This is a genomic window from Streptomyces sp. NPDC037389 (assembly GCF_040636475.1).
Lineage (GTDB): Bacteria > Actinomycetota > Actinomycetes > Streptomycetales > Streptomycetaceae > Streptomyces > Streptomyces hesseae.
Genome location: NZ_JBEZUS010000004.1, coordinates 300,516 through 320,364, shown reverse-complemented (window position 1 = coordinate 320,364; position 19,849 = coordinate 300,516). Strand labels below are relative to the sequence as shown.

General features: G+C 71.0%; 14 protein-coding genes and 1 riboswitch. Of the genes, 6 read left to right on the top strand and 8 right to left on the bottom strand.

The genetic code is table 11. The annotated features are described in order from the left end of the window. Window positions 1-100 precede the first annotated feature (100 nt). The 5 genes from AB0E98_RS11070 to hisC form a co-directional block, all read right to left on the bottom strand. Window positions 101-1,681 carry a GAF domain-containing protein gene (locus AB0E98_RS11070; RefSeq protein WP_361701526.1) on the bottom strand — a complete coding sequence of 527 codons (1,581 nt, stop codon included), beginning with the start codon at window positions 1,679-1,681 and terminating at the stop codon, window positions 101-103. Window positions 1,682-1,763: 82 nt separating this feature from the next. Then, window positions 1,764-5,276, bottom strand: a complete 3,513-nt coding sequence (cydD, locus tag AB0E98_RS11065) for a thiol reductant ABC exporter subunit CydD (protein ID WP_361701172.1) — start codon at window positions 5,274-5,276, stop codon at window positions 1,764-1,766. Between the two features lie 13 nt (window positions 5,277-5,289). Further along, complete coding sequence (gene cydB / locus AB0E98_RS11060; protein ID WP_361701171.1) at window positions 5,290-6,291, bottom strand: cytochrome d ubiquinol oxidase subunit II; 1,002 nt, start codon at window positions 6,289-6,291, stop codon at window positions 5,290-5,292. A gap of 106 nt (window positions 6,292-6,397) precedes the next feature. Further along, window positions 6,398-7,978 (bottom strand): cytochrome ubiquinol oxidase subunit I, encoded by a 1,581-nt coding sequence (locus AB0E98_RS11055; RefSeq protein WP_361701170.1) that lies wholly within the window; start codon window positions 7,976-7,978, stop codon window positions 6,398-6,400. A gap of 237 nt (window positions 7,979-8,215) precedes the next feature. Further along, window positions 8,216-9,295 (bottom strand): histidinol-phosphate transaminase, encoded by a 1,080-nt coding sequence (gene hisC / locus AB0E98_RS11050; RefSeq protein ID WP_361701168.1) that lies wholly within the window; start codon window positions 9,293-9,295, stop codon window positions 8,216-8,218. Between the two features lie 400 nt (window positions 9,296-9,695). Here hisC and AB0E98_RS11045 point away from each other — a divergent pair, with 400 nt between their 5' ends. From AB0E98_RS11045 to AB0E98_RS11035, 3 genes are all read left to right on the top strand, one after another. After that, on the top strand, window positions 9,696-10,808 hold the full coding sequence (locus AB0E98_RS11045) for a LacI family DNA-binding transcriptional regulator (RefSeq protein ID WP_311613383.1): 1,113 nt from the start codon (window positions 9,696-9,698) through the stop codon (window positions 10,806-10,808). Window positions 10,809-11,105: 297 nt separating this feature from the next. Further along, on the top strand, window positions 11,106-12,200 hold the full coding sequence (locus tag AB0E98_RS11040) for a metallophosphoesterase (protein WP_361701166.1): 1,095 nt from the start codon (window positions 11,106-11,108) through the stop codon (window positions 12,198-12,200). A gap of 180 nt (window positions 12,201-12,380) precedes the next feature. Then, window positions 12,381-13,277 (top strand): hypothetical protein, encoded by an 897-nt coding sequence (locus tag AB0E98_RS11035; RefSeq protein ID WP_361701164.1) that lies wholly within the window; start codon window positions 12,381-12,383, stop codon window positions 13,275-13,277. A 77-nt stretch (window positions 13,278-13,354) separates the two neighbouring features. On the opposite strand, the gene thiC is transcribed toward AB0E98_RS11035, so the two are convergent. Further along, the gene (thiC, locus tag AB0E98_RS11030) at window positions 13,355-15,127 is read right to left on the bottom strand and encodes a phosphomethylpyrimidine synthase ThiC (protein WP_361701162.1); all 1,773 of its coding nucleotides are present in this window, start codon (window positions 15,125-15,127) and stop codon (window positions 13,355-13,357) included. Next, window positions 15,121-15,258, bottom strand: a riboswitch (TPP riboswitch). It overlaps the preceding gene by 7 nt. 61 nt (window positions 15,259-15,319) lie before the next feature. Between thiC and AB0E98_RS11025 the strand changes: the two genes are divergently transcribed. From AB0E98_RS11025 to AB0E98_RS11015, 3 genes are all read left to right on the top strand, one after another. Further along, window positions 15,320-16,639 carry a YibE/F family protein gene (locus AB0E98_RS11025; RefSeq protein WP_361701160.1) on the top strand — a complete coding sequence of 440 codons (1,320 nt, stop codon included), beginning with the start codon at window positions 15,320-15,322 and terminating at the stop codon, window positions 16,637-16,639. A gap of 22 nt (window positions 16,640-16,661) precedes the next feature. Further along, a complete protein-coding gene (locus tag AB0E98_RS11020; RefSeq protein WP_311613379.1) occupies window positions 16,662-16,862 on the top strand; it encodes a hypothetical protein in 201 nt (66 codons plus the stop codon). A gap of 105 nt (window positions 16,863-16,967) precedes the next feature. Then, window positions 16,968-18,677, top strand: coding sequence for an SPFH domain-containing protein (locus AB0E98_RS11015; RefSeq protein ID WP_361701158.1), 1,710 nt, complete (start codon window positions 16,968-16,970; stop codon window positions 18,675-18,677). On the opposite strand, the gene AB0E98_RS11010 is transcribed toward AB0E98_RS11015, so the two are convergent. Both AB0E98_RS11010 and AB0E98_RS11005 read right to left on the bottom strand, forming a co-directional pair. Further along, window positions 18,674-19,120 carry an SsgA family sporulation/cell division regulator gene (locus AB0E98_RS11010; RefSeq protein WP_126915073.1) on the bottom strand — a complete coding sequence of 149 codons (447 nt, stop codon included), beginning with the start codon at window positions 19,118-19,120 and terminating at the stop codon, window positions 18,674-18,676. The genes AB0E98_RS11015 and AB0E98_RS11010 overlap by 4 nt on opposite strands. Window positions 19,121-19,547: 427 nt before the next feature. Next, complete coding sequence (locus tag AB0E98_RS11005; protein ID WP_361701156.1) at window positions 19,548-19,766, bottom strand: DUF5326 family protein; 219 nt, start codon at window positions 19,764-19,766, stop codon at window positions 19,548-19,550. Window positions 19,767-19,849: the final 83 nt, after the last annotated feature.

The following is a 19,849-nucleotide window of genomic DNA, read 5'->3' as shown; positions in this document are numbered from 1 at the left end:
CGCAGCAGCATGTTCGCGATCTTCACTGGCGTACCGGCCGGGCGCGCCCGCGGAAGACCGTTCGGAGGAACTCAGCCACCCACAGGGCCGCAGTCAATGCCTACAGAGGCGCTTCCCACACCACCCTCGTGCCGCCCCCGTCCTCGCCCAGACCCGGCCCGTACGAGCTGGACCCGCCCAGCGACTCGGCACGCTTGGCGAGGTTGCGCAGCCCGCTGCGGCGGCCGCCCTCCGGGATGCCCACCCCGTCGTCGGAGACGGCCAGCCGGACTCCTTCCCGGCCGTCCGGCAAGGTGATCGTGGCGTCGACCAGCACCTCGATACGGGACGCCCGGGCGTGCCGGAAGGCGTTGGAGAGCGCCTCCCGCAGCGCGGCGATGAGGTTCTTGCCGGTGAGCTCGCCGACCTTCGCGTCGACCGGGCCGACGAAGTTCGCGGAGGGCTGGAAGCCGAGCGGCACGGCCGCCGTGCCCAGCTCGCGCAGCACGCGCGTCCGCAGCCCGGCGGGCGCCTCCGTGGGCTCCTGCTGCAACGCGAAGATGGCCGTGCGGATCTCCTGGATGGTCACGTCCAGCTCGTCGACGGCCTGTCCGACCTTCGTCCGCACCTCGGTCTCGGCGGCGAGCCGCTGGGCTCCCTCCAGCAGCAGCCCGGTGGCGAACAGCCGCTGGATGACGAGGTCGTGGAGGTCGCGGGCGATCCGGTCGCGGTCCTCGTAGACGGCCAGCCGCTCCCGGTCCCGCTGGGCCTCGGCCAGGACGAGCGCGAGGGCGGCCTGCGCGGCGAACTGGGTGGCCAGGACGCGCTCGGTGGCCGTGTACTTGCGGGCGCCGCGCCGCCGGGGGATGGCGAGCGTGCCGAGCACCCGGTCGCCGCTCTTGAGCGGCAGCAGCATGCTCGGGCCGAACCGCGGGGCGACCTCCGTGATCATGCGCGGGTCGGTGGCCGAGTCGTCGACGAACACCGGCTCCCCGGCGAGGAGCTGGGAGACGACCGGGCTGTGCGGCGGTATCACCGTCCCCATGAGGCCGGCGGGGTCCTCGGCGGAGACGACGACCATCTCCAGCCCGCCCTCTCCGTCCGGCAGCAGCACGATGCCGGCGGACGAGTCCGCGAGGCGACGCGCCTGTTCGGCGACGACCGCGAGCGCGTCCTCGGCGTCACTGCCCGACAGCAGGGCCGTCGTCACCGCGACCGAACCGTCGATCCAGCGCATGCGCTGCCCGCGCTCCTCGTGCACGCGCGCGTTGCCGATCGCGATGCCCGCCTCGGTCGCGAGGATCTTCACCATGTGCAGGTCGGCGACGCCGAACTCGCCGCCGTCGCGCTTCTCGGTCAGGTAGAGATTGCCGAAGATCTCGCCCCCGACCCGGATCGGCACACCCAGGGCGTGCCGGCCGTCGGGAAAGGCCGCGACGCGCTCGTACTCGTCCTCGGCGACCCCGTGGGTGACGAAGTCCGACATCCCCTCGCCACCGGCGTCGAGCACGCCGATGGCGGCGTACCGGGCGTCGGCGAGTTCGGCGGCGGTCCGGCAGATCCGGTCGAGCGTGGTGTGGAGCTCCATGCCGGTGCCTACCGAGCGCATGGCCTCCAGCAGTTGCGGAACGCGCCCGGTGAGCTCCGTGGACAGGCCCTGGAGACTGCGGGTGGCCTCCGTGGCGACGTCCAGCGAGTCCATCGGCCCCCGGTCGGGCACAGCCCCCCGCGGATCCCGGTCCTGCGGGTCGGAGGGGTGCGCCGTCGCTGCCATGGGGCCGAGCCTAGTGAGCACCATTTGCCGGGGAAAGCGCCATGAGGCTGGTGTCCGCCGCCGCTTCCCGCGCCAGCGCCCGGCGGAAGGGCCCGGGCGCCTCCGCGAGCTCTTCGTACGCCCCTCGCTGCACCACGCGCCCCCGCTCCAGCACGAGTATCTCGTCCACGGCCGCCAACCCCGCGAGCCGGTGCGTGATCAGCACCGTCGTACGGCCTTCCGTCGCCGTCAGCAGATCGGCCGTCAGGGCGTCGGCCGTCGCCAGGTCGAGGTGCTCGGCGGGCTCGTCCAGCACCAGGACCGGGAAGTCCGCCAGCAGGGCCCGGGCCAGAGCCAGCCTCTGCCGCTGGCCTCCGGACATCCGCGCGCCGTGCTCGCCCACCAGCGTGTCCAGCCCCTGAGGAAGGCCGTCCACCCACTCCAGCAGCCGCGCCGCCCGCAGCGCCTCGCGGAGCTCCCCGTCATCCGCGCCGGGTCGCGCGAGCCGCAGGTTCTCGCGGACCGAGCTGTCGAAGATGTGGGCGTCCTGCTCGCACATGCCCACCAGCCGCCGCACCGCGTCCCCGTCCGTCCCCGCCGCGTCCCGCCCGCCGAGGGTGTACGAACCGGCCTCCGCGTCCAGGAACCGCAGCAGCACCCGCGCGAGCGTGGTCTTGCCCGAACCGGACTCCCCCACCACGGCGACCCGGCGGCCCGCCGTGAGCTCCAGCGCGAAGCCGTCCAGGGCCGGGACGGACTGCCCCGGATGGCGTGCCGTCAGCCCCGTCACACGCAGCGGGAACGGCGACTCCGGCGCCGCCCCCGACCCGTCCCGTACGGGCACGGGCGCGTCCAGCACCTCGTACACCCGCTCCGCCGAGCGCCGGACGCGCTGGCGGTACTGCACCGCGAGCGGCAGCCCCGCGACCGCCTCGAACGCGGCCAGCGGAGTGAGCACCACCACGGCCAGCCACACCCCGCCGAGCCGGCCGTCGTGCACGGCGTTCGCTCCCACCCATGCCGAGACGGCCACGGTCAGCCCACAGGCCAGGGCCGACAGGCCGGAGCCGAGGGCCGTCGCGGCGGAGGCCCGCCGGGCGATCCGGGTGAGCGCGGCGTCGGCGCCCCGCAGCCGCTCCAGCCTGCCGGGCAGGGCACCGGCGACCGTCAGCTCGGCGGTGCCGTTCAGCACCTCGACCACATGCGTGGACAACTCCCCGCGCGCGGGCGCCAGTCTGCGCTCCGCACGCCGGGCGACCGCCCCGGACAGCGCGGCCGCGACCGGCCCGGCTACCAGCAGCCCCACCGCCAGCGCCGCACCGGCCTCCGGCAGCAGCCACACCGTGAAACCGACCGACACGGCACCGACGAGCACGGCCGCGCAGAGCGGCAGCAGCCAGCGCAGGAAGTAGTCCTGCAACGCGTCCACATCGGCGACCAGCCGCGAGAGCAGGTCACCGCGCCGGGTGTCCCGCAGCCCCGACGGAGCCAGCCGTTCCAGCCGCCGGTAGACCGACACGCGCAGCTCCGCGAGCACGCGCAGGGCGGCGTCGTGCGAGACCAGCCGCTCGGCGTAGCGGAACACGGAACGGCCGATGCCGAAGGCCCGCGTCGCCGTGACGGCCACCATCAGGTACAGCACGGGGGGTTGCTCCGAGGCGCGGGAGATCAGCCATCCGGAGACGGCCATCAGGCCTACGGCACTGCCCAGGGCCAGGGCGCCCAGCAGCGTGGCCAGGGCGAACCGCCCTCGGTACGGGTTACCTGCGGCCCGGACTCTGGCCAGGATTCCCGCGCTTCGCGCGGGGGCATGCCGGCCTGCCCGCCCGGCGCCCAGAACCGTGTCGACGTCCGTGGGAGCCACCGGCTCGTAGCCCTGCTCCCGTTGAACGGTCGGTCGCGCGGCCACGGCCCGCGGCGCCTCCAGCCGCAACACCCTGTCCGCCACCGCCAGCAGCGCCGGGCGGTGCACGACCAGGACGACCGTGCGCCCGGCGGACAGCCGTCGTACCGCCTCGACCACCGCCGCCTCGGTCTCCCCGTCCAGCGCGGCCGTCGGCTCGTCGAGCAGCAGTACCGGCCGGTCGGCCAGGAACGCCCGGGCCAGCGCGAGGCGTTGCCGCTGTCCGGCGGACAGCCCGCTCCCGTCCTCGCCGAGGCGAGTGTCAGTGCCCTGCGGCAACATGGAGACGAACTCGAGCGCTCCGGCCGCGCGCAGTGCCTCCCGCACCTGTGCGTCCGTGGCGCCGGGCCGGGCCAGCCGGACGTTCTCGGCGATCGTCCCGGCGAAGAGATGGGGTCGTTGCGGGACCCAGGCCACCTGGTCCCGCCAGCTTTCGGGGGAGAGCGATGCCAGATCCGCGTCACCGACGAACACCCGCCCACTCGTGGGCTGTTCAAGGCCCAGCAACACGTTCAGCAAGGTGGACTTGCCGACTCCGCTGGGTCCGGTCACCGCCACCGTCTCCCCGGGCCGGACCTCGAACGAGGTCTCGGCCAGCGAGGGCGTGCCGCGCCCCGCGTGCCGCACCACGAGCCGGTCCACGGTGAGCGCCGCGCCATGGGCGTCGGGGGCCGGGAGGGTGCCGACGGGCGCCGGCTCGGTCTCCAGCACCGCGAAGACCTCGTCCGCGGCCGCCAGCCCTTCCGCCGCCGCGTGGTACTGCGCGCCCACCTGCCGCAGCGGCAGATAGGCCTCCGGGGCCAGTACCAGCACCAGCAGCCCGGTGTAGAGGTCGAGTTCGCCGTGGACGAGGCGCATGCCGATGCCGACCGCGACGAGCGCGACCGACAAGGTGGACAGCAGTTCCAGTGCGAAGGAGGAGAGGAAGGCGAGTCGCAGGGTGCGCAGGGTGGCCCGCCGGTAGTCGGCGGTGATCGCGCGGATGGATTCGGCCTGCGCCTTGGCCCGGCCGAACACCTTGAGCGTGGGCAGCCCCGCGACGACGTCCAGGAAGTGGCCGGACAGCCGGGACAGCAGCCGCCACTGCTTGTCCATCCGGCCCTGGGTGGCCCAGCCGATCAGGGCCATGAAGAGGGGGATGAGGGGAAGCGTGAGGACGATGACGAGCGCCGACACCCAGTCGGCGGAGACGATCCGGGCGAGGACGACCACGGGCACCACGGCCGCGAGACCCAGCTGGGGGAGGTAGCGGGCGAAGTAGTCGTCCAGCGCGTCGATTCCGCGCGTGGCGAGGGCGGTCAGCTCGCCGGTGTTCCGGGTGCCGGGGCCGAGCCTGGTCGCGTGTTCGAGCAGTCGGGTCCGCAGGGCGGACTTGACCGCCGCGCTCGCGCGGTGCGCGGCGAGTTCGGTGAGCCAGGCCACCGCCGCCCGGCCGAGGGCGACGGCGGCCAGCAGCGCCAGAGGCAGCCCCAGGTCGCGGGCGGTGAGCCCGCGTTGGAAGGCCCCGGTCACCACCTCGGCGACGAGCATCGCCTGGGCGATGACCAGGCCCGCCCCGGCCAGCCCGAGCACGACCGAGGCGGCCAGGAAGAAACGGGTCGCGGCGGCGTGCCGCAGCAGTCGGGGGTCGACGGGCTTCACGACACGCCCCGTCTCAGTGCGCGGCCGGGATGTGCTGGGTGCCGATCCGCTTGCGGAACACCCAGTACGTCCACGCCTGGTAGCCCACGATCACGGGGGTCATAAAGCCCGCGACCCACGTCATTATCCGCAACGTGTACGGGCTGGAGGAGGAGTCGCTCACGGTCAGGCTCCACGCCGGATCGGACGAGGAGGGCATGACGTCCGGGAAGAGCGCGAGGAAGACCATCGCGAAGACGGCCACGACCGTGACCCCGGACAGGGCGAACGCCCAACCCTCCCGGCCCGCCCGGTTGAGGACCAGGGCCGCGAGCAGCGCCACCACCGCGACGACGGCCGCGGGCAGGCTGCGTCCGTTGCCGGACTCGGCCTGCGTCCAGGCCAGGAAGGCCGCGGCGAGCGCCACGGCGGCCAGGCCGTAGCGGACCGCGTGGGCCCTAGCCCGGTCCCGGATGTCGCCGACGGTCTTGAGCGCGGCGAAGACGGCCCCGTGGAAGGTGAACAGCACCAGCGTGAACAGGCCGCCCAGCAGGGCGTACGGGTGCAGCAGGTCGAGCACGTCACCGGTGTAGTTCTTGTCCGGGCCGATCGGCACCCCGCGCACGATGTTGGCGAAGGCGACGCCCCAGAGGAAGGCGGGCAGCAGCGAGCACCAGAAGATCGCGTTCTCCCAGTTGCGCTGCCAGCGCTCCTCGCTGCGCTTGTGGCGGTACTCGAAGGCGACGCCGCGCACGATCAGGCAGACGAGCACGGCCAGCAGCGGCAGGTAGAAGCCGCTGAAGAGGGTGGCGTACCAGTCGGGGAAGGCGGCGAAGGTCGCGCCGGCCGCGGTGATCAGCCAGACCTCGTTGCCGTCCCAGACGGGGCCGATCGTATTGATCAGCACCCGGCGTTCGGTGCGGTCCTTGGCCAGCGTCTTGGTGAGGACGCCGATGCCGAAGTCGAAGCCTTCGAGGAAGAAGTAGCCGGTCCACAGGACGGCGATCAGCAGGAACCAGAAGTCGTGGAGGTGCATGGTCGGGTTCTCCGTTCCACCGCGGGCGTCAGCACGCGAAGGTCACGCGTCGGTACGTGAAAGTCACGTGTCGGTACGCGAAGGTCACGCGTCAGAAGGTCACGCGTCAGTACGCGAAGGTCATCGGCTTGTCAGCGTCCTCGGGCAGTTCCGCGCCCCGGTCACCGCCCGGCATCCGCAGCCGGGGGTCCTTCGTCGGCGGCTTCTCGTCCGTGTCGGGCCCGGCCGAGCCGTACTTCACCAGCAGCTTGACCTCGACCACGGCGAGGATCGCGTAGAGCGCGGTGAAGACGGTCATCGAGGTGAGCACCTCGCCCTGGCTCACCCCCGGTGAGACGGCGTTGCCGGTCTTCATCAGTCCGTAGACGGCCCAGGGCTGGCGGCCCATCTCGGTGAAGATCCAGCCGAAGGAGTTGGCGATCAGCGGGAAGCCCATGGTGAGGATGCCGATGCGCCAGGACCACTTGGTGAAGAACGGGCTCATCTCGCGCGTCCGCGTGAGCATCAGACGCGGGATCTCGCCCTCCCCGACCCGGTACTCGGGCGCGAGCCAGAGCTTTCGGCGGGTCGTCCACAGCCCGATGAGCGCGGCCACGAAGGAGGTCATCCCGAAGCCGATCATGAGGCGGAAGCCCCAGAAGGTCATGAAGATGCTGGGGATGTAGTCCTTCGGCTGCCCGCCGTAGCGCGCGGCCTCCTGCGCGGCGATGTCGTTGATGCCGGGGACGGGGTCGGTGAAGTTGCTGTGGGCGAGGAAGGACAGCAGGCCGGGGATCTCTATCTCGACGCTGTTGTGCCCCTTGCCGACGTCGCCGACCGCGAAGACCGAGAAGGGCGCCGGCGACCGGGTGTCCCACAGGGCCTCGGCGGCGGCCATCTTCATCGGCTGCTGCTCGAACATCACCTTGCCCAGCGAGTCACCGCTGAGCGCCGTGCCCATTCCGGCGATCACCGCGATCACCAGACCGACGCGCAGCGAGGCCAGCATCGCCGGCAGCTGCTTGCGCTGCTTCTCGCCGAGCTCCTCGCCCTTGAGCTGCTTGCGCTTGGCGCGCCAGAGGTGGAAGGAGGCCACACCGACGACGAACGCGGCGCCGGTGAGGAAGGCGGCGGTGAGGGTGTGGAAGACGACGACCAGCGTGGTGTTCTGCGTGAGCACGGCCCAGATGTCGGTGAGCTGGGCCTTGCCGGTCGCCTTGTCGACCCTGTAGCCGACCGGGTGCTGCATCCAGGAGTTGGCGGCCAGGATGAAGTACGAGGAGAGGATCGTGCCGACGGCGACGATCCAGATGCACGCGCAGTGGATCTTCTTGGGCAGCTTGTCCCAGCCGAAGATCCACAAGCCGATGAAGGTGGACTCGAAGAAGAAGGCCAGCAGGGCCTCCATCGCGAGCGGCGCCCCGAAGACGTCCCCGACGAAGCGCGAGTAGTCCGACCAGTTCATCCCGAACTGGAACTCCTGGACGAGCCCGGTGACCACACCCATCGCGATGTTGATCAGGAAGAGCTTGCCCCAGAACTTCGTGGCGTGGAAGTACTTCTCCTTGTCCGTACGGACCCAGGCCGTCTGGAGGCCGGCCGTGATCGCGGCAAGGCTGATCGTGAGCGGTACGAAGAGGAAGTGGTAGACGGTCGTGATGCCGAACTGCCATCGCGCGAGTGTCTCGGGAGCCAGAGCCAGATTCACCGGAGTCTCTCCTTGCCTCTTGCGTCGTCGGCAGCGCGTGCAGCCGACGTTATGCCCTCGTATGCCCCAGTTAAAGCAGGACATAAAGGCGGCGCTTGTGAACGCGTTCACATTCACAAGCATTATGGCGCACCCGCTTTTCGGACAAACAGGGGGGGTACCCCCTTCGGCCCTAGCGCGAAGGGGATACCCCGGTTCCGTACGGTCGGTCAGACGGGCGGGAGGGCCCGCCGGCGGCTACAGCTCCTTGCGGAACTCCTCGGCCACCCTCAGGAAGATGTCGTTCGCCTCGGTCTCGCCGATCGTCACCCGCACCCCGTCCCCCTGGAACGGCCGGACGACCACACCCGCCCGGTCGCACGCGGCGGCGAAGTCCAGAGCCCGGTCCTTCAGCGGCAGCCAGACGAAGTTGGCCTGGGAGACCGGCAGCGTCCAGCCCTGCCCGGCCAGCGCCTCGACCATCCGCGCCCGCTCGGCCACCAGCGCGTCCACGCGCTCGCGGAGCGCCTCCTCGCTGCGCAGCGATGCCACGGCCGCGTCCTGGGCCACCTGGCTCACGCCGAAGGGCACCGCCGTCTTGCGGAGCGCCGCCGCCACCGGCTCGTGCGCGATCGCGAAGCCGACGCGGAGCCCGGCGAGCCCGTACGCCTTGGAGAAGGTCCGCAGCACACAGACGTTCGGCCGGTCCCGGTAGAGGTCGATGCCGTTGGGGACGTTCTCGTCCCGGATGAACTCGATGTAGGCCTCGTCCAGGACGATCAGCACATCGCCGGGGACCCGGTCCAGGAAGGACTCCAGCTCGGCCCGGCCCACCACCGTGCCGGTGGGGTTGTTGGGGTTGCAGACGAAGATCAGCCGGGTCCGCTCGGTGATCGCGGCGAGCATCGCCTCCAGGTCGTGCGTCGCGTCCTCGGTCAGCGGCACCTCGACCGGGGTGGCCCCGGCGATCCGGGTGATGATCGGGTACGCCTCGAAGGAGCGCCAGGCGTAGATGACCTCATCACCAGGGCCAGCCGTCGACTGAACCAGTTGCTGAGCCACTCCGACCGAGCCGGTGCCGGTCGCCAGGTGCGACAGCGGTACGCCGAAGCGCTCGGAGAGCTCGGCCATCAGCACGGTGCAGGCCATGTCGGGGTAGCGATTGAGGGTGGAGGCGGCTTCGACAGCGCTTTCCAGCACCCCCGGGAGCGGCGGATAGGGGTTCTCGTTGGAGGAGAGCTTGTAGGCGACGGGGCCACCGGGGGTCGCCGGCTTGCCCGGCTTATAGGTCGGCACGGCCTCGAGCGCGGCGCGCAGCTTCGGGGTCTTCTCGTTCACCGCGGGTCCTCCTCCACCTCTGACGGGACACCTCTGTCGGGACACCCCCGTTCGGGACACCCCGGATGGGAATCCCGTGGGAATCCTGATCGGAATACTGCACACCTTATGAGGATTGCCCCGGGCGGCGTCCATAGCTGTCGGAGCGCTCCTCTGCCTGCCACGCGCCGTGGCGGGCGCCCTGGCGCGCATCCCTCGTGAAGGTGAGTTGAGACCTCACCGAGACCTGGACCATTCATGAGGCGTGGATATGCCACAGCCCGATGGCCTACCACAAAAGCGCTCAACAGCCTGCGTTTCCATGATCATTGAAGGAAATCGCCAGAGCAGAAACGTGCCTGTCAACAGTCAAATGCCGCGCCCTGCCAAAGGACCAACCGAGCCCTACTATCGGCTCGCCATGACAGCAGCAGGGAAGCACCAGGTGAGCCGGGCCGAGTCATCCCGCCGGGCCAGTCGGCAAGGACGGGCGGGCATCCGGGACGTGGCCGCCGCCGCCGGCGTCTCGATCACGACCGTCTCCGACGCGCTCAACGGCAAGGGCCGGCTCCCGGACGCGACCCGCCGCCATGTCCGCGAAGTCGCCGACCGGCTGGGCTACCGCCCGTCGGCGGCCGCCCGCACCCTCCGTACCGGCAAGTCGGGGCTGATCGGCCTGACCGTGACCACCTACGGGGATGAACCTTTCACCTTCACCGAGTTCGCCTACTTCGCCGAAATGGCCAGAGCCGCCACCTCCGCCGCGCTCGCCCGCGGCTACGCCCTGGTCATCCTCCCCGCCACCTCCCGGCACGACGTGTGGTCCAACGTCGCCCTGGACGGCACGGTCGTGGTGGACCCCTCCGACCACGATCCCGTGGTCTCCGACCTGGTCCGCCAGGGCATCCCCGTGGTCTCCGACGGCCGCCCCGCGGGATCCCTGCCGGTGACCGCCTGGGTCGACAACGACCACGAGGCGGCCGTGCTCGGCATCCTCGACCACCTGGCCGCCGCCGGGGCACGCCGGATCGGCCTGCTCACCGGCACCACCACGGACACCTACACCCGGCTCTCCACCACCGCCTACCTGCGCTGGTGCGAGCGGGTCGGCCAGGACCCGGTCTACGAGGAGTACCCCGCCCACGACCCGTGCGCGGGCGCCGTGGCCGCCGACCGGCTGCTGGCCCGGCCCGACCGGCCGGACGCCGTCTACGGGCTGTTCGACCCCAACGGCACCGACCTCCTCGCCGCCGCCCGCCGCTACGGCCTGCGCGTCCCGGACGACCTGCTGCTCGTCTGCTGCAGCGAGTCCACGGTCTACGCGACCACCGAGCCGCCCATCACCACGCTCTCGCTCAAGCCCCGGCGCATCGGCACCGCCGTCGTCCAGCTGCTCATCGACGCGATCGAGGGCCTCGACACCGGCCGGCCGGTGGAACAGGTGATACCCACCGAACTGATCGTCCGGACCTCCTCCGAACGCCGCCCGCCGCGCACCACCATCAGCGCGCCCCGCGGCCCCGCCACCCCCTGACCCTCCGCACCCCGCCCGACGCGCGTCAACCGGAAGTGGACCCCGTGTCCGGCGCACGGGCAGTGGGTCATCCGCCCCGGGGAGCCGTCCGGGAGCCGCCTGACCGGCGCTTACGGCACATTTAACGGCTCATTTTGGGAGAAATGACCGGCGATCCCGGCCTCCCGCCCCGATTCACGGCCCCTGGTGCGTCACAAGGCGCGACGGTCATTCCTATGATGGGCGCACGACACCACGGACCGCCGTCGACCAGGCAAGGTCCACAAGGTGCACGGCGGCGCGATGGTGGAGGGGTCGATGACTCAGGGGGCCGGTCAGGGAGCGGCACGGACCACGGCGGCGATGCCGCCCTTCCCCGGGTACGCCACACCCGCGCCCGGCTACGCCCATGCCGCTCCCCCGCCCGTACAGCCCGCCCACGAGTACCCGGAGTACCCCGAGGGCTACACCCCGACCGCCCGTGACCTCCCGGTCATCGGCGGGCCCGCCACGCCCCAGGACGTGCCCACCGTGGAGCTGACCCCGCTCTCCGCCCCGCAGCCGCAGCAGCAGCCCCTGCCCTCCGGGCCCGGCCCGCTGTACGTCGTCGGCGACGTCCACGGCTATCTCGACGAGCTCCACCGGGCGCTCTTCGAGCAGGGCCTCATCGACGAGCACGGCCACTGGGCCGCGGGCAACGCCCGGCTGTGGTTCCTCGGCGACTTCACCGACCGGGGACCGGACGGCATCGGCGTCATCGACCTGGTCATGAGGCTGTCCGCCGAGGCGGCCGCCGCCGGCGGCTACTGCAAGGCCCTCATGGGCAACCACGAGCTGCTGCTGATCGGCGCCAAGCGGTTCGCCGACACCCCGGTGAACTCCGGCGCCGGCACCGCCTCCTTCCAGGCCGCCTGGCTGCTCAACGGCGGCCAGCGCACCGACATGGAGCGCCTGGAGGACCACCACCTCCAGTGGATGTCGCGCCTGGACGCGATCGCCGAGGAGGACGGGCACCTGCTCGTCCACTCCGACACGACCGCCTATCTGGAGTACGGCGACTCCATCGCGGCCGTCAACGACTCGATCACCGAGGCCCTCCAGCGGAACGACCCCGACGAGTGCTGGGATCTCTTCCGCAAATTCACCAAGCGCTTCGCCTTCCGCGACGAGGAAGCGGGCCCCATGGCCGTACGGGAGCTGCTGCACGCCTACGGCGGCAGCCGCATCGTGCACGGCCACAGCCCCATCCCCTACCTCCTGGGCGAGGTGGGTACCGAGGACGCGGACGGTGATGAGGGCGCGCCCCGCGTGGAGGGTCCGCACCTGTACGCCGACGGGCTCGCGCTCGCCATGGACGGCGGGGTCACCATGGCCGGAAAACTGCTGGTCGTACAACTCCCCCTGGCGGGCTGAGGGTTCAGCGGGCCGCCGCACGGGCAGGTGAGGAGTTCCACCGACGCGGGGTAATTCGGGAAACCGACTGTCACCACGCGGCGGTGCGGCTCTACCATCGGCTTATCCGTAGCAGGCTCTCCTCCGTTTCCGCCCACCGTCGGCACCGGCCGGCAAGAGGGCCCTACGGAGCATCGGGGGATGCACATGAACAGCGCTCCGCACCTGCTGACCGAGGACCGCCCGGAATTCGAGCGAGTTCTCGACCGGGCGTTGCGTACCGCGAACCATGACCCACAGATCAGCGCCCTGGCCGCCGCGATAGGACAGCGCCTCAATACCGAACAGTTGCGCAGTATGGCCCTCAGCGCCATGACGGCCATCTCCGCCTGCGCGATGACGGAATATCAGGACTTCGTCAGGGCGCGGGAGGAGCAGCGCGCCTGGTCGGCCACCGCCAGGCCCCCGGCGGGCGAGGACGACGGCCGTACGGGCGCGCCGTCCCCCTCCCTCTCCCCCGCGGACGTCCCCGAGGACCAGGGAGCGGGCGCCGGCGCGGTCGTCGTCGTCCTCGCCCCCGTCCTGGCGGGGATCGCCGCCTTCCTCTTCCTGCTCATCGGCTACGTCCTGCGAACCGTCGGGTCGAACGGGGCCGTCGCCGACCCGATCATCAAGATCGGCTGGTGGTTCGGCGGCTTCACCGTCGCCGCGGTGCTCATCGCCAGCTCCGGCATGCTGGTCACGGCCGTGCGCAACGGCAGGCAGACCGAGGAGACGCCGCGGCACGACGGCCTCCCCGACGGCTACGACCAGCTCTCCCAGGAGACCGAGCGGGCCCGTGAGGCCTGGCGGCAGGCGCTGCTGGACCGGGGCATCCTGCCCTTCCTCCGGGAGTCGCTGGCCAACACCCCGGCCGCACAACGTCGCCCGCCCTCTCCCAGAAACCACACCGGGCCCGGCCGTACCCCCCAGCTCGGCTACTCCCGGCCCGGTTTCTCGAGCCCCGACGACGGCCGTTCCTCCCCCAGCCGCGCGGGCTTCACCAGCCCGGACTACACCGGCCCCGAGTTCGGCGGCCCGGGCCCCAGGAAGGACTGACCGAGGTGGTGCGCGACGGGCGTCGCGCACCACCGTGAAACCGCCTCCGGAGGGCCCTCCGGAGGCGGCTCCGCCGGCTACTCGGCGATCGGGAGATACACCCGGTTGCCGGCGGCGGCGAATTCGCGGGACTTCTGCGCCATTCCGGCCTCGGCGTCCACAGCGGGATCCCCGCCGAGGTCCCCGCCGTGCTCACGACGAATGTCTTGCGAGATCTTCATCGAACAAAACTTCGGGCCGCACATCGAGCAGAAGTGCGCGGTCTTCGCCGGCTCCGCCGGAAGCGTCTCGTCGTGGAAGGCGCGGGCGGTGTCCGGGTCGAGGGCCAGATTGAACTGGTCCTCCCAGCGGAATTCGAAACGCGCGTCGGAGAGCGCGTCGTCCCACTCCTGGGCGCCCGGGTGCCCCTTGGCCAGATCCGCCGCATGCGCCGCGATCTTGTAGGTGATCACACCGGTCTTGACGTCGTCGCGGTCCGGCAGGCCCAGGTGCTCCTTGGGCGTGACGTAGCAGAGCATCGCCGTGCCCCACCAGGCGATCATCGCCGCGCCGATCCCCGAGGTGATGTGGTCGTACGCGGGCGCGACATCCGTGGTCAGGGGGCCGAGCGTGTAGAACGGGGCCTCCTCGCAGATCTCCTGCTGGAGGTCGATGTTCTCCTTGATCTTGTGCATCGGGACATGGCCCGGGCCCTCGATCATCGTCTGGACGTTGTGCCGCTTGGCGATCCGGTTGAGCTCGCCGAGGGTCTTGAGCTCGGCGAACTGCGCCTCGTCGTTCGCATCCGCGATCGAACCGGGGCGCAGCCCGTCACCGAGGGAGTAGGTGACGTCGTACGCGGCGAGGATCTCGCAGAGCTCCTCGAAGTTCTCGTAGAGGAACGACTCCTTGTGGTGCGCCAGGCACCACGCGGCCATGATCGAGCCGCCGCGCGAGACGATCCCGGTCTTGCGGCGGGCGGTCAGCGGGACGTGGCGCAGCAGCACACCGGCGTGGACGGTCATGTAGTCGACGCCCTGCTCGGCCTGTTCGACGACCGTGTCCTTGTAGATCTCCCAGGTGAGCTCCTCGGCCTTGCCGTCGACCTTCTCCAGGGCCTGGTAGAGCGGCACGGTGCCGATCGGCACGGGGGAGTTGCGCAGCACCCACTCACGGGTGGTGTGGATGTTGCGGCCGGTGGAGAGGTCCATGACCGTGTCGGCGCCCCAGCGGGTCGCCCAGGTCATCTTCTCCACCTCCTCCTCGATGGAGGAGGTGACGGCGGAGTTGCCGATGTTGGCGTTTACCTTGACCAGGAACTTCTTGCCGATGATCATCGGCTCGATCTCCGGGTGGTTCACATTCGCCGGGAGGACGGCCCGGCCCGCCGCGATCTCCTCGCGGACCGTCTCGGGGGAGACGTTCTCGCGGAGGGCGACGTACTCCATCTCCGCGGTGATCTCGCCCCGGCGAGCGTACGCGAGCTGGGTGACCGCCGTGCCGTCGCGGCCCCGGCGGGGCTGGCGGGGGCGGCCCGGGAAGACCGCGTCGAGGTTCTTCAGGCCCCCTCGGGGGGACGTGTGCTTGATGCCGTCGTCCTCCGGGCGCATGGGGCGCCCCGCGTACTCCTCGGTGTCACCGCGGGCGATGATCCAGTTCTCCCGCAGCGGGGCGAGACCGCGCCGGACGTCCGTCTCGACGGCCGGGTCGGTGTACGGGCCGGAGGTGTCGTACAGCCGCACGTCCTGCCCGTTGGTGAGGTGGACCCGCCGCACCGGAACCCTGAGGTCCGGCCGCGAGCCGGTCACGTAGTCCTTGTGCCAGCCGATCTCCCGGCCGGTCGCGGACGTGCGTGCATCCTGCGTGGTCATCAGACCAAACTCCCTACGCCGGCATTACCCGGTAACAGGTTCGGCGGTCGACGCAGCGGCGTTCGTACGTGCGGTCGTACGAAGATCAGCGCCCTCTCAGCCCGGTGCTCCGAGCTCCCGCGATTGCAAAGGTGCCACCACGCTAGCGCCTCCGTCCGCCGGAGGGCCAGTGGGGCTTGCGATGATGCGGCGGTGACCCCCACCGACTCCACACCCCACGCCCCCCACCACCACGCGCACGGCCATTCGCACGGACACTCCCACGGCCACGGGCCCGCGACGCCCGTGTCGTCACACCTCCGCAAGGTGATCGCGGCGGTGCTCGTGCCCTTCACCGTGGCGGTGCTGGCCGGCCTGATAGTCCTCTGGCCGGGCGGCGCGCCACCGCACCAGCACACCGGCGTCGGCCTCGACCAGCAACTGCGGTCGGGGCAGGTGACGAAGATCGAGAAATTCGACTGCCCGAAGTCCGGCGGGCTGCCGGGCGGGCCCCAGCAGAGCCCGTCGCCCGCCCCGGCCCCCGCCCAGGGGACCTGCGAGAAGGCCACCATCGAGGTGACCGAGGGCCCGGACAAGGGCAGGACCTTCACCGAGATCGTCCAGCCGAGCGCGTCGCGCCGCTACGACGTGGGCCAGAAGGTGGTCCTCGCCTACGCGCCTAAGGCCCCCGAGAATCTGCGCTATTCGGTCACGGACGTGGACCGCGACTTCCCGATGGCCCTGCTCGCGGGGGTGTTCGCGCTCGCGGTCGTGGTCGTGGGCCGACTGCGCGGGGTCTTCGCGCTGGTGGCCCTGGTGATCAGCTTCGGGATTCTGACGCTGTTCATCCTCCCGGCTATCCTCCAGGGCTCGAATCCCCTGCTGGTCGCCGTGATCGGCGGTAGCGCGATCATGCTGATCGCGCTCTACATGTGCCATGGCCTCAACGCGCGCACCTCGGTGGCGGTGCTGGGCACGCTGACGTCCCTGCTGGTCATCGGGCTGCTCGGGTCACTGTTCATCGACTGGGCGCATCTGACGGGCAACACGGACGACCAGACGGGACTCGTGCACGGCCTCTATCCGCAGATCGAGATCCGGGGCCTGCTGCTCGCCGGCATCATCATCGGCTCGCTGGGCGTGCTCGACGACGTCACGGTCACCCAGACCTCGGCGGTGTGGGAGCTGAAGGAGGCCGACCCGTCGGCGAATTGGCGGAAACTCTACGGTTCCGCGATGCGCATCGGGCGGGACCATATCGCCTCGGTCGTGAATACGCTGGTCATGGCCTACGCGGGCGCGTCCCTGCCGCTGTTGCTGCTGTTCTCGATCGCGGACAGCGGTGTGGGCACGGTGGCTACCAGCGAGATCGTCGCGGAGGAGATCGTCCGGACGCTGGTGGGCAGCATCGGCCTGGTGGCCTCGGTGCCGGTGACGACCCTCCTCGCCGCGCTCGTTGTCAGTGCCGACCGGCATGATGGGGGCAAGGGGCGGGCGAAGGCCCGGGGCGGCAGGCGCCGTCGCGCGAAGTAGCGGGGAGACGGGGGGGCTTCCGGTGGTCGGTGAGCTGGGGAGAGTGACGGGGACGGTCGGTCCCGGGCTGGTCGGCGAGGTGATCGTGCGGGTCCGGGGCGGCGCCGAGGCCTTCCTGGCCTACGCCGCCGAACCGGGCGAGCGCCTCGAGCGGGGGACGGTCGTGATGGTCACGGAATATCAACCGCCGCGCACCGTCTATGTGACGTCCGCCTACACCTGATTCCGACGTCGCGGGCGGGGTATCAGCGTCCTCACCCGGTCTCGCCGGGTGGCACATTTCGTGAACGGACGGCCCCGCAGCGGGCCGTACAGGGGGGAGAGACGCATGGTCGTCGGCGTCGTGGCGGGGACGGTCCTCGTCGCGGTCATCATTCTGGTCGGGCTGTTCAAGCTCATGTGGCGGGTCGCGGAGCCCAACGAGGCCCTGATCATCTCCGGTTCCAAGCACCGTACGGAGGGCTTGGGGGACGGGCTGGGGTTCCGGATAGTCACGGGGCGGGGGACGTTCGTGCTGCCTGGGGTACAGGCGGTGCGCAAGTTGTCCCTCGACCTCAACGAGGCGGATCTCAACGTGGATTGCGTCACCAAGCAGGGCATTCCACTGAAGGTGCACGGTGTGGTGATCTTCAAGGTGGGCGATGACTTCGTCTCGATCGCCAACGCCGCCCGCCGCTTCCTCGACCAGCAGAAACATATGCCCGAGCGGGTGCACAACGTCTTCGCCGGCCATCTGCGCTCGATCGTCGGCGGGTTGACCGTGGAGGACATGATCCGCGACCGGGAACGGCTGACGGGTGAGACCCGTGCCGCCTCGGGCACGGAGATGGAGAAGCTGGGCCTGATCATCGACTCCCTCCAGATCCATGAGATCCAGGACCCCTCGGGGTACATCCAGAACCTCTCCGCGCCGCACGCCGCCGCCGTGCGCCGGGACGCCCGGATCGCCCAGGCGGAGGCGGACCGGCTGGCCACCGAGGCGGAGCAGCAGGCCGCGGCGCGGATGTCGGAGGCCCAGCGCGACAGCGAGATCCTTCAGGCCGGCTATCAGGCCGAGCGGGACAGCGCCGCCGCCAAGGCGCGGCAGGCGGGCCCGCTGGCGGAGGCCGCCGCGCGCCAGGAGGTCGTCGTCCAGGAGACCCGGGTCGCGGAGCTGGACGCCATGCGCCGGGAGCAGCAGCTCCAGGCCGATGTCCGCAAGCCCGCGGACGCGACGGCGTACGAGAAGCGGACGCTGGCGGAGGCCGAGCGCGACGCCCGGATCTCGGCGGCCGAGGCGAAGGCCAAGGAGACGGAGCTCGCCGCGGCGGCCGAGGCGACGCGCGTGAAGACGGCGGCGGGGGCCGAGGCCGAGGCCACCAGGACGCGCGGTGACGCCGCCGCCGCGGCGACCCGTGCCACCGGTGCGGCCGAGGCCGCTGCCGCGCAGGCCAAGGGTCTGGCGGCGGCCGAGGCGGCCAGGGCCCAGGGGCTCGCCGAGGCCGAGGCCCTCAAGGCCCGGGCGGCGGCCCTCGCGGAGAACCAGGACGCGGTGGTCGCGCAGCAACTCGCCGAGAAGTGGCCCGAGATCGTCCAGGCGGGCGCTCAGGCGTTCGGAAGCGTGGATCACATGGTGCTGCTGAACGGGGCGGACGGCATGTCCGACCTGTTCGCGAAAGCGCTGACGATGGGAGGTACGGGTCTGGGGCTCGCCCGGCAGCTGCTCTCGGCCATGGGCACGACCGACGGAGCGGGCCCGGGCACGAGCGCGGGCACGGTGGGGAACGGTGGCCTGATCGGCGGCGCCGGGACGTCCGGTGCTGCGGGTGGCGCCGGTGGAGCAGTCGGGGGAACGGTCGTCGGCGCGGACGCGCACGGCGGTACGGCCGGCGTGGCCACGGACACGGTGGCGGACGGCGGCAGGGGGCCGCGGGCGCGGGTCCCGGCGTTCGCTCCGCAGGGTCGGGGGGCGGCACCGCGCGCCGAGCGGGTGCCGATCGAGGAGGACGGCGATACGCCCGTGACGGGCGGCGGCGCACCGGCTCCCGAGGCCGGCTAACCCGCGTTCTGCCCCTCGGGGTTACCGGCGAGGATGCTGTCGAGCGCCGCGGCGAGTTCGTAGTCGAAGTCGGCGACCGTGTGCTCCTCGCCGAGCGGGGCGACACGGTCGGTCCGGTCCAGGAAGGCCACCAGCGGCGCCGCCCCGGCCCGGAACAGGGCACCTTCGCCGCCCACTTGCAGCCGGATGAAGACGTCCGACAGATGCTGGGAGGAGGCGGGGGCGATGTGCACATCGCCCTCGCCGGAGGGCTGGCTCAGCCCGTCGAGGAGCAGCTCCCTGGCGAAGGCCCATGTCACGGGCGCGTCGCCGGGGAGGTGGAAGGTGAACTTCACCGCGTAGGGGTCGCTGCTGTCGTAGCCCAGCTCCACCGGGATCCGGAAGGACAGCTCCTCGGAGACGAGGAAGGTCATGACCACTTCTGCCTGAACTGTGTCGCGCATCGCCCAATGCCCCGTCTTCGTCGGTTTGGCAGGGATTGAAGCCTGATGGCCCCAATGACGCCATAGTCTGACAAGAACGCCCGGTGGATCACAAGGAGTGATTTTCCAGTTACCCATGGAGACCGAGGGTGAGCATACGAGCTCGCCGACTCTGGAGCGTAGCGACTCGACTACGGGGCGGAGTCGTAACGGGGGATTTGCTGGCACGGACCGGCCGAGAACTGGCCAAAGTGGGCCTAGGGCGCACGGATTACCGCAGGGGCGGTGCCCGGGGCGTTCACGTTGACGGAGGAATGTTGACGAGAGAGATAACTCCTCGCCTTCCGCTTCGTTGAGTTGACCAGCGGGCACCGGAAGGTGGCGTGGGCGACGTCGCCCGACCGGTGGGCGCTGCCCGGGCGTCCCCCTCGCCCGGGACGGCCGGCTCCTACCAGTCGCCCTTCGACGAGGAGGACGACGTGAACTTCTTGACGACGAAGACCAGGCCGGCGACCAGCGCCACCAGCAGCAGCGCCTTGAAGAGCAGGCTGATGACAAAGCCGAGCAGGCTCATGATCAGGCTGCCGAACACCACCAGCACGAGAACCGGCACCGCGACCCAGGTCACCCACCACGGCAGTCCCGCGAATATCCCCTTCTCAGCCATCTCGACTCCTGATCTCCGGTTCACGCGTGGATTCACACGCTGTTGTCACGTCATGGCCGCCGCGTCGGCGGGAATGAATGCCC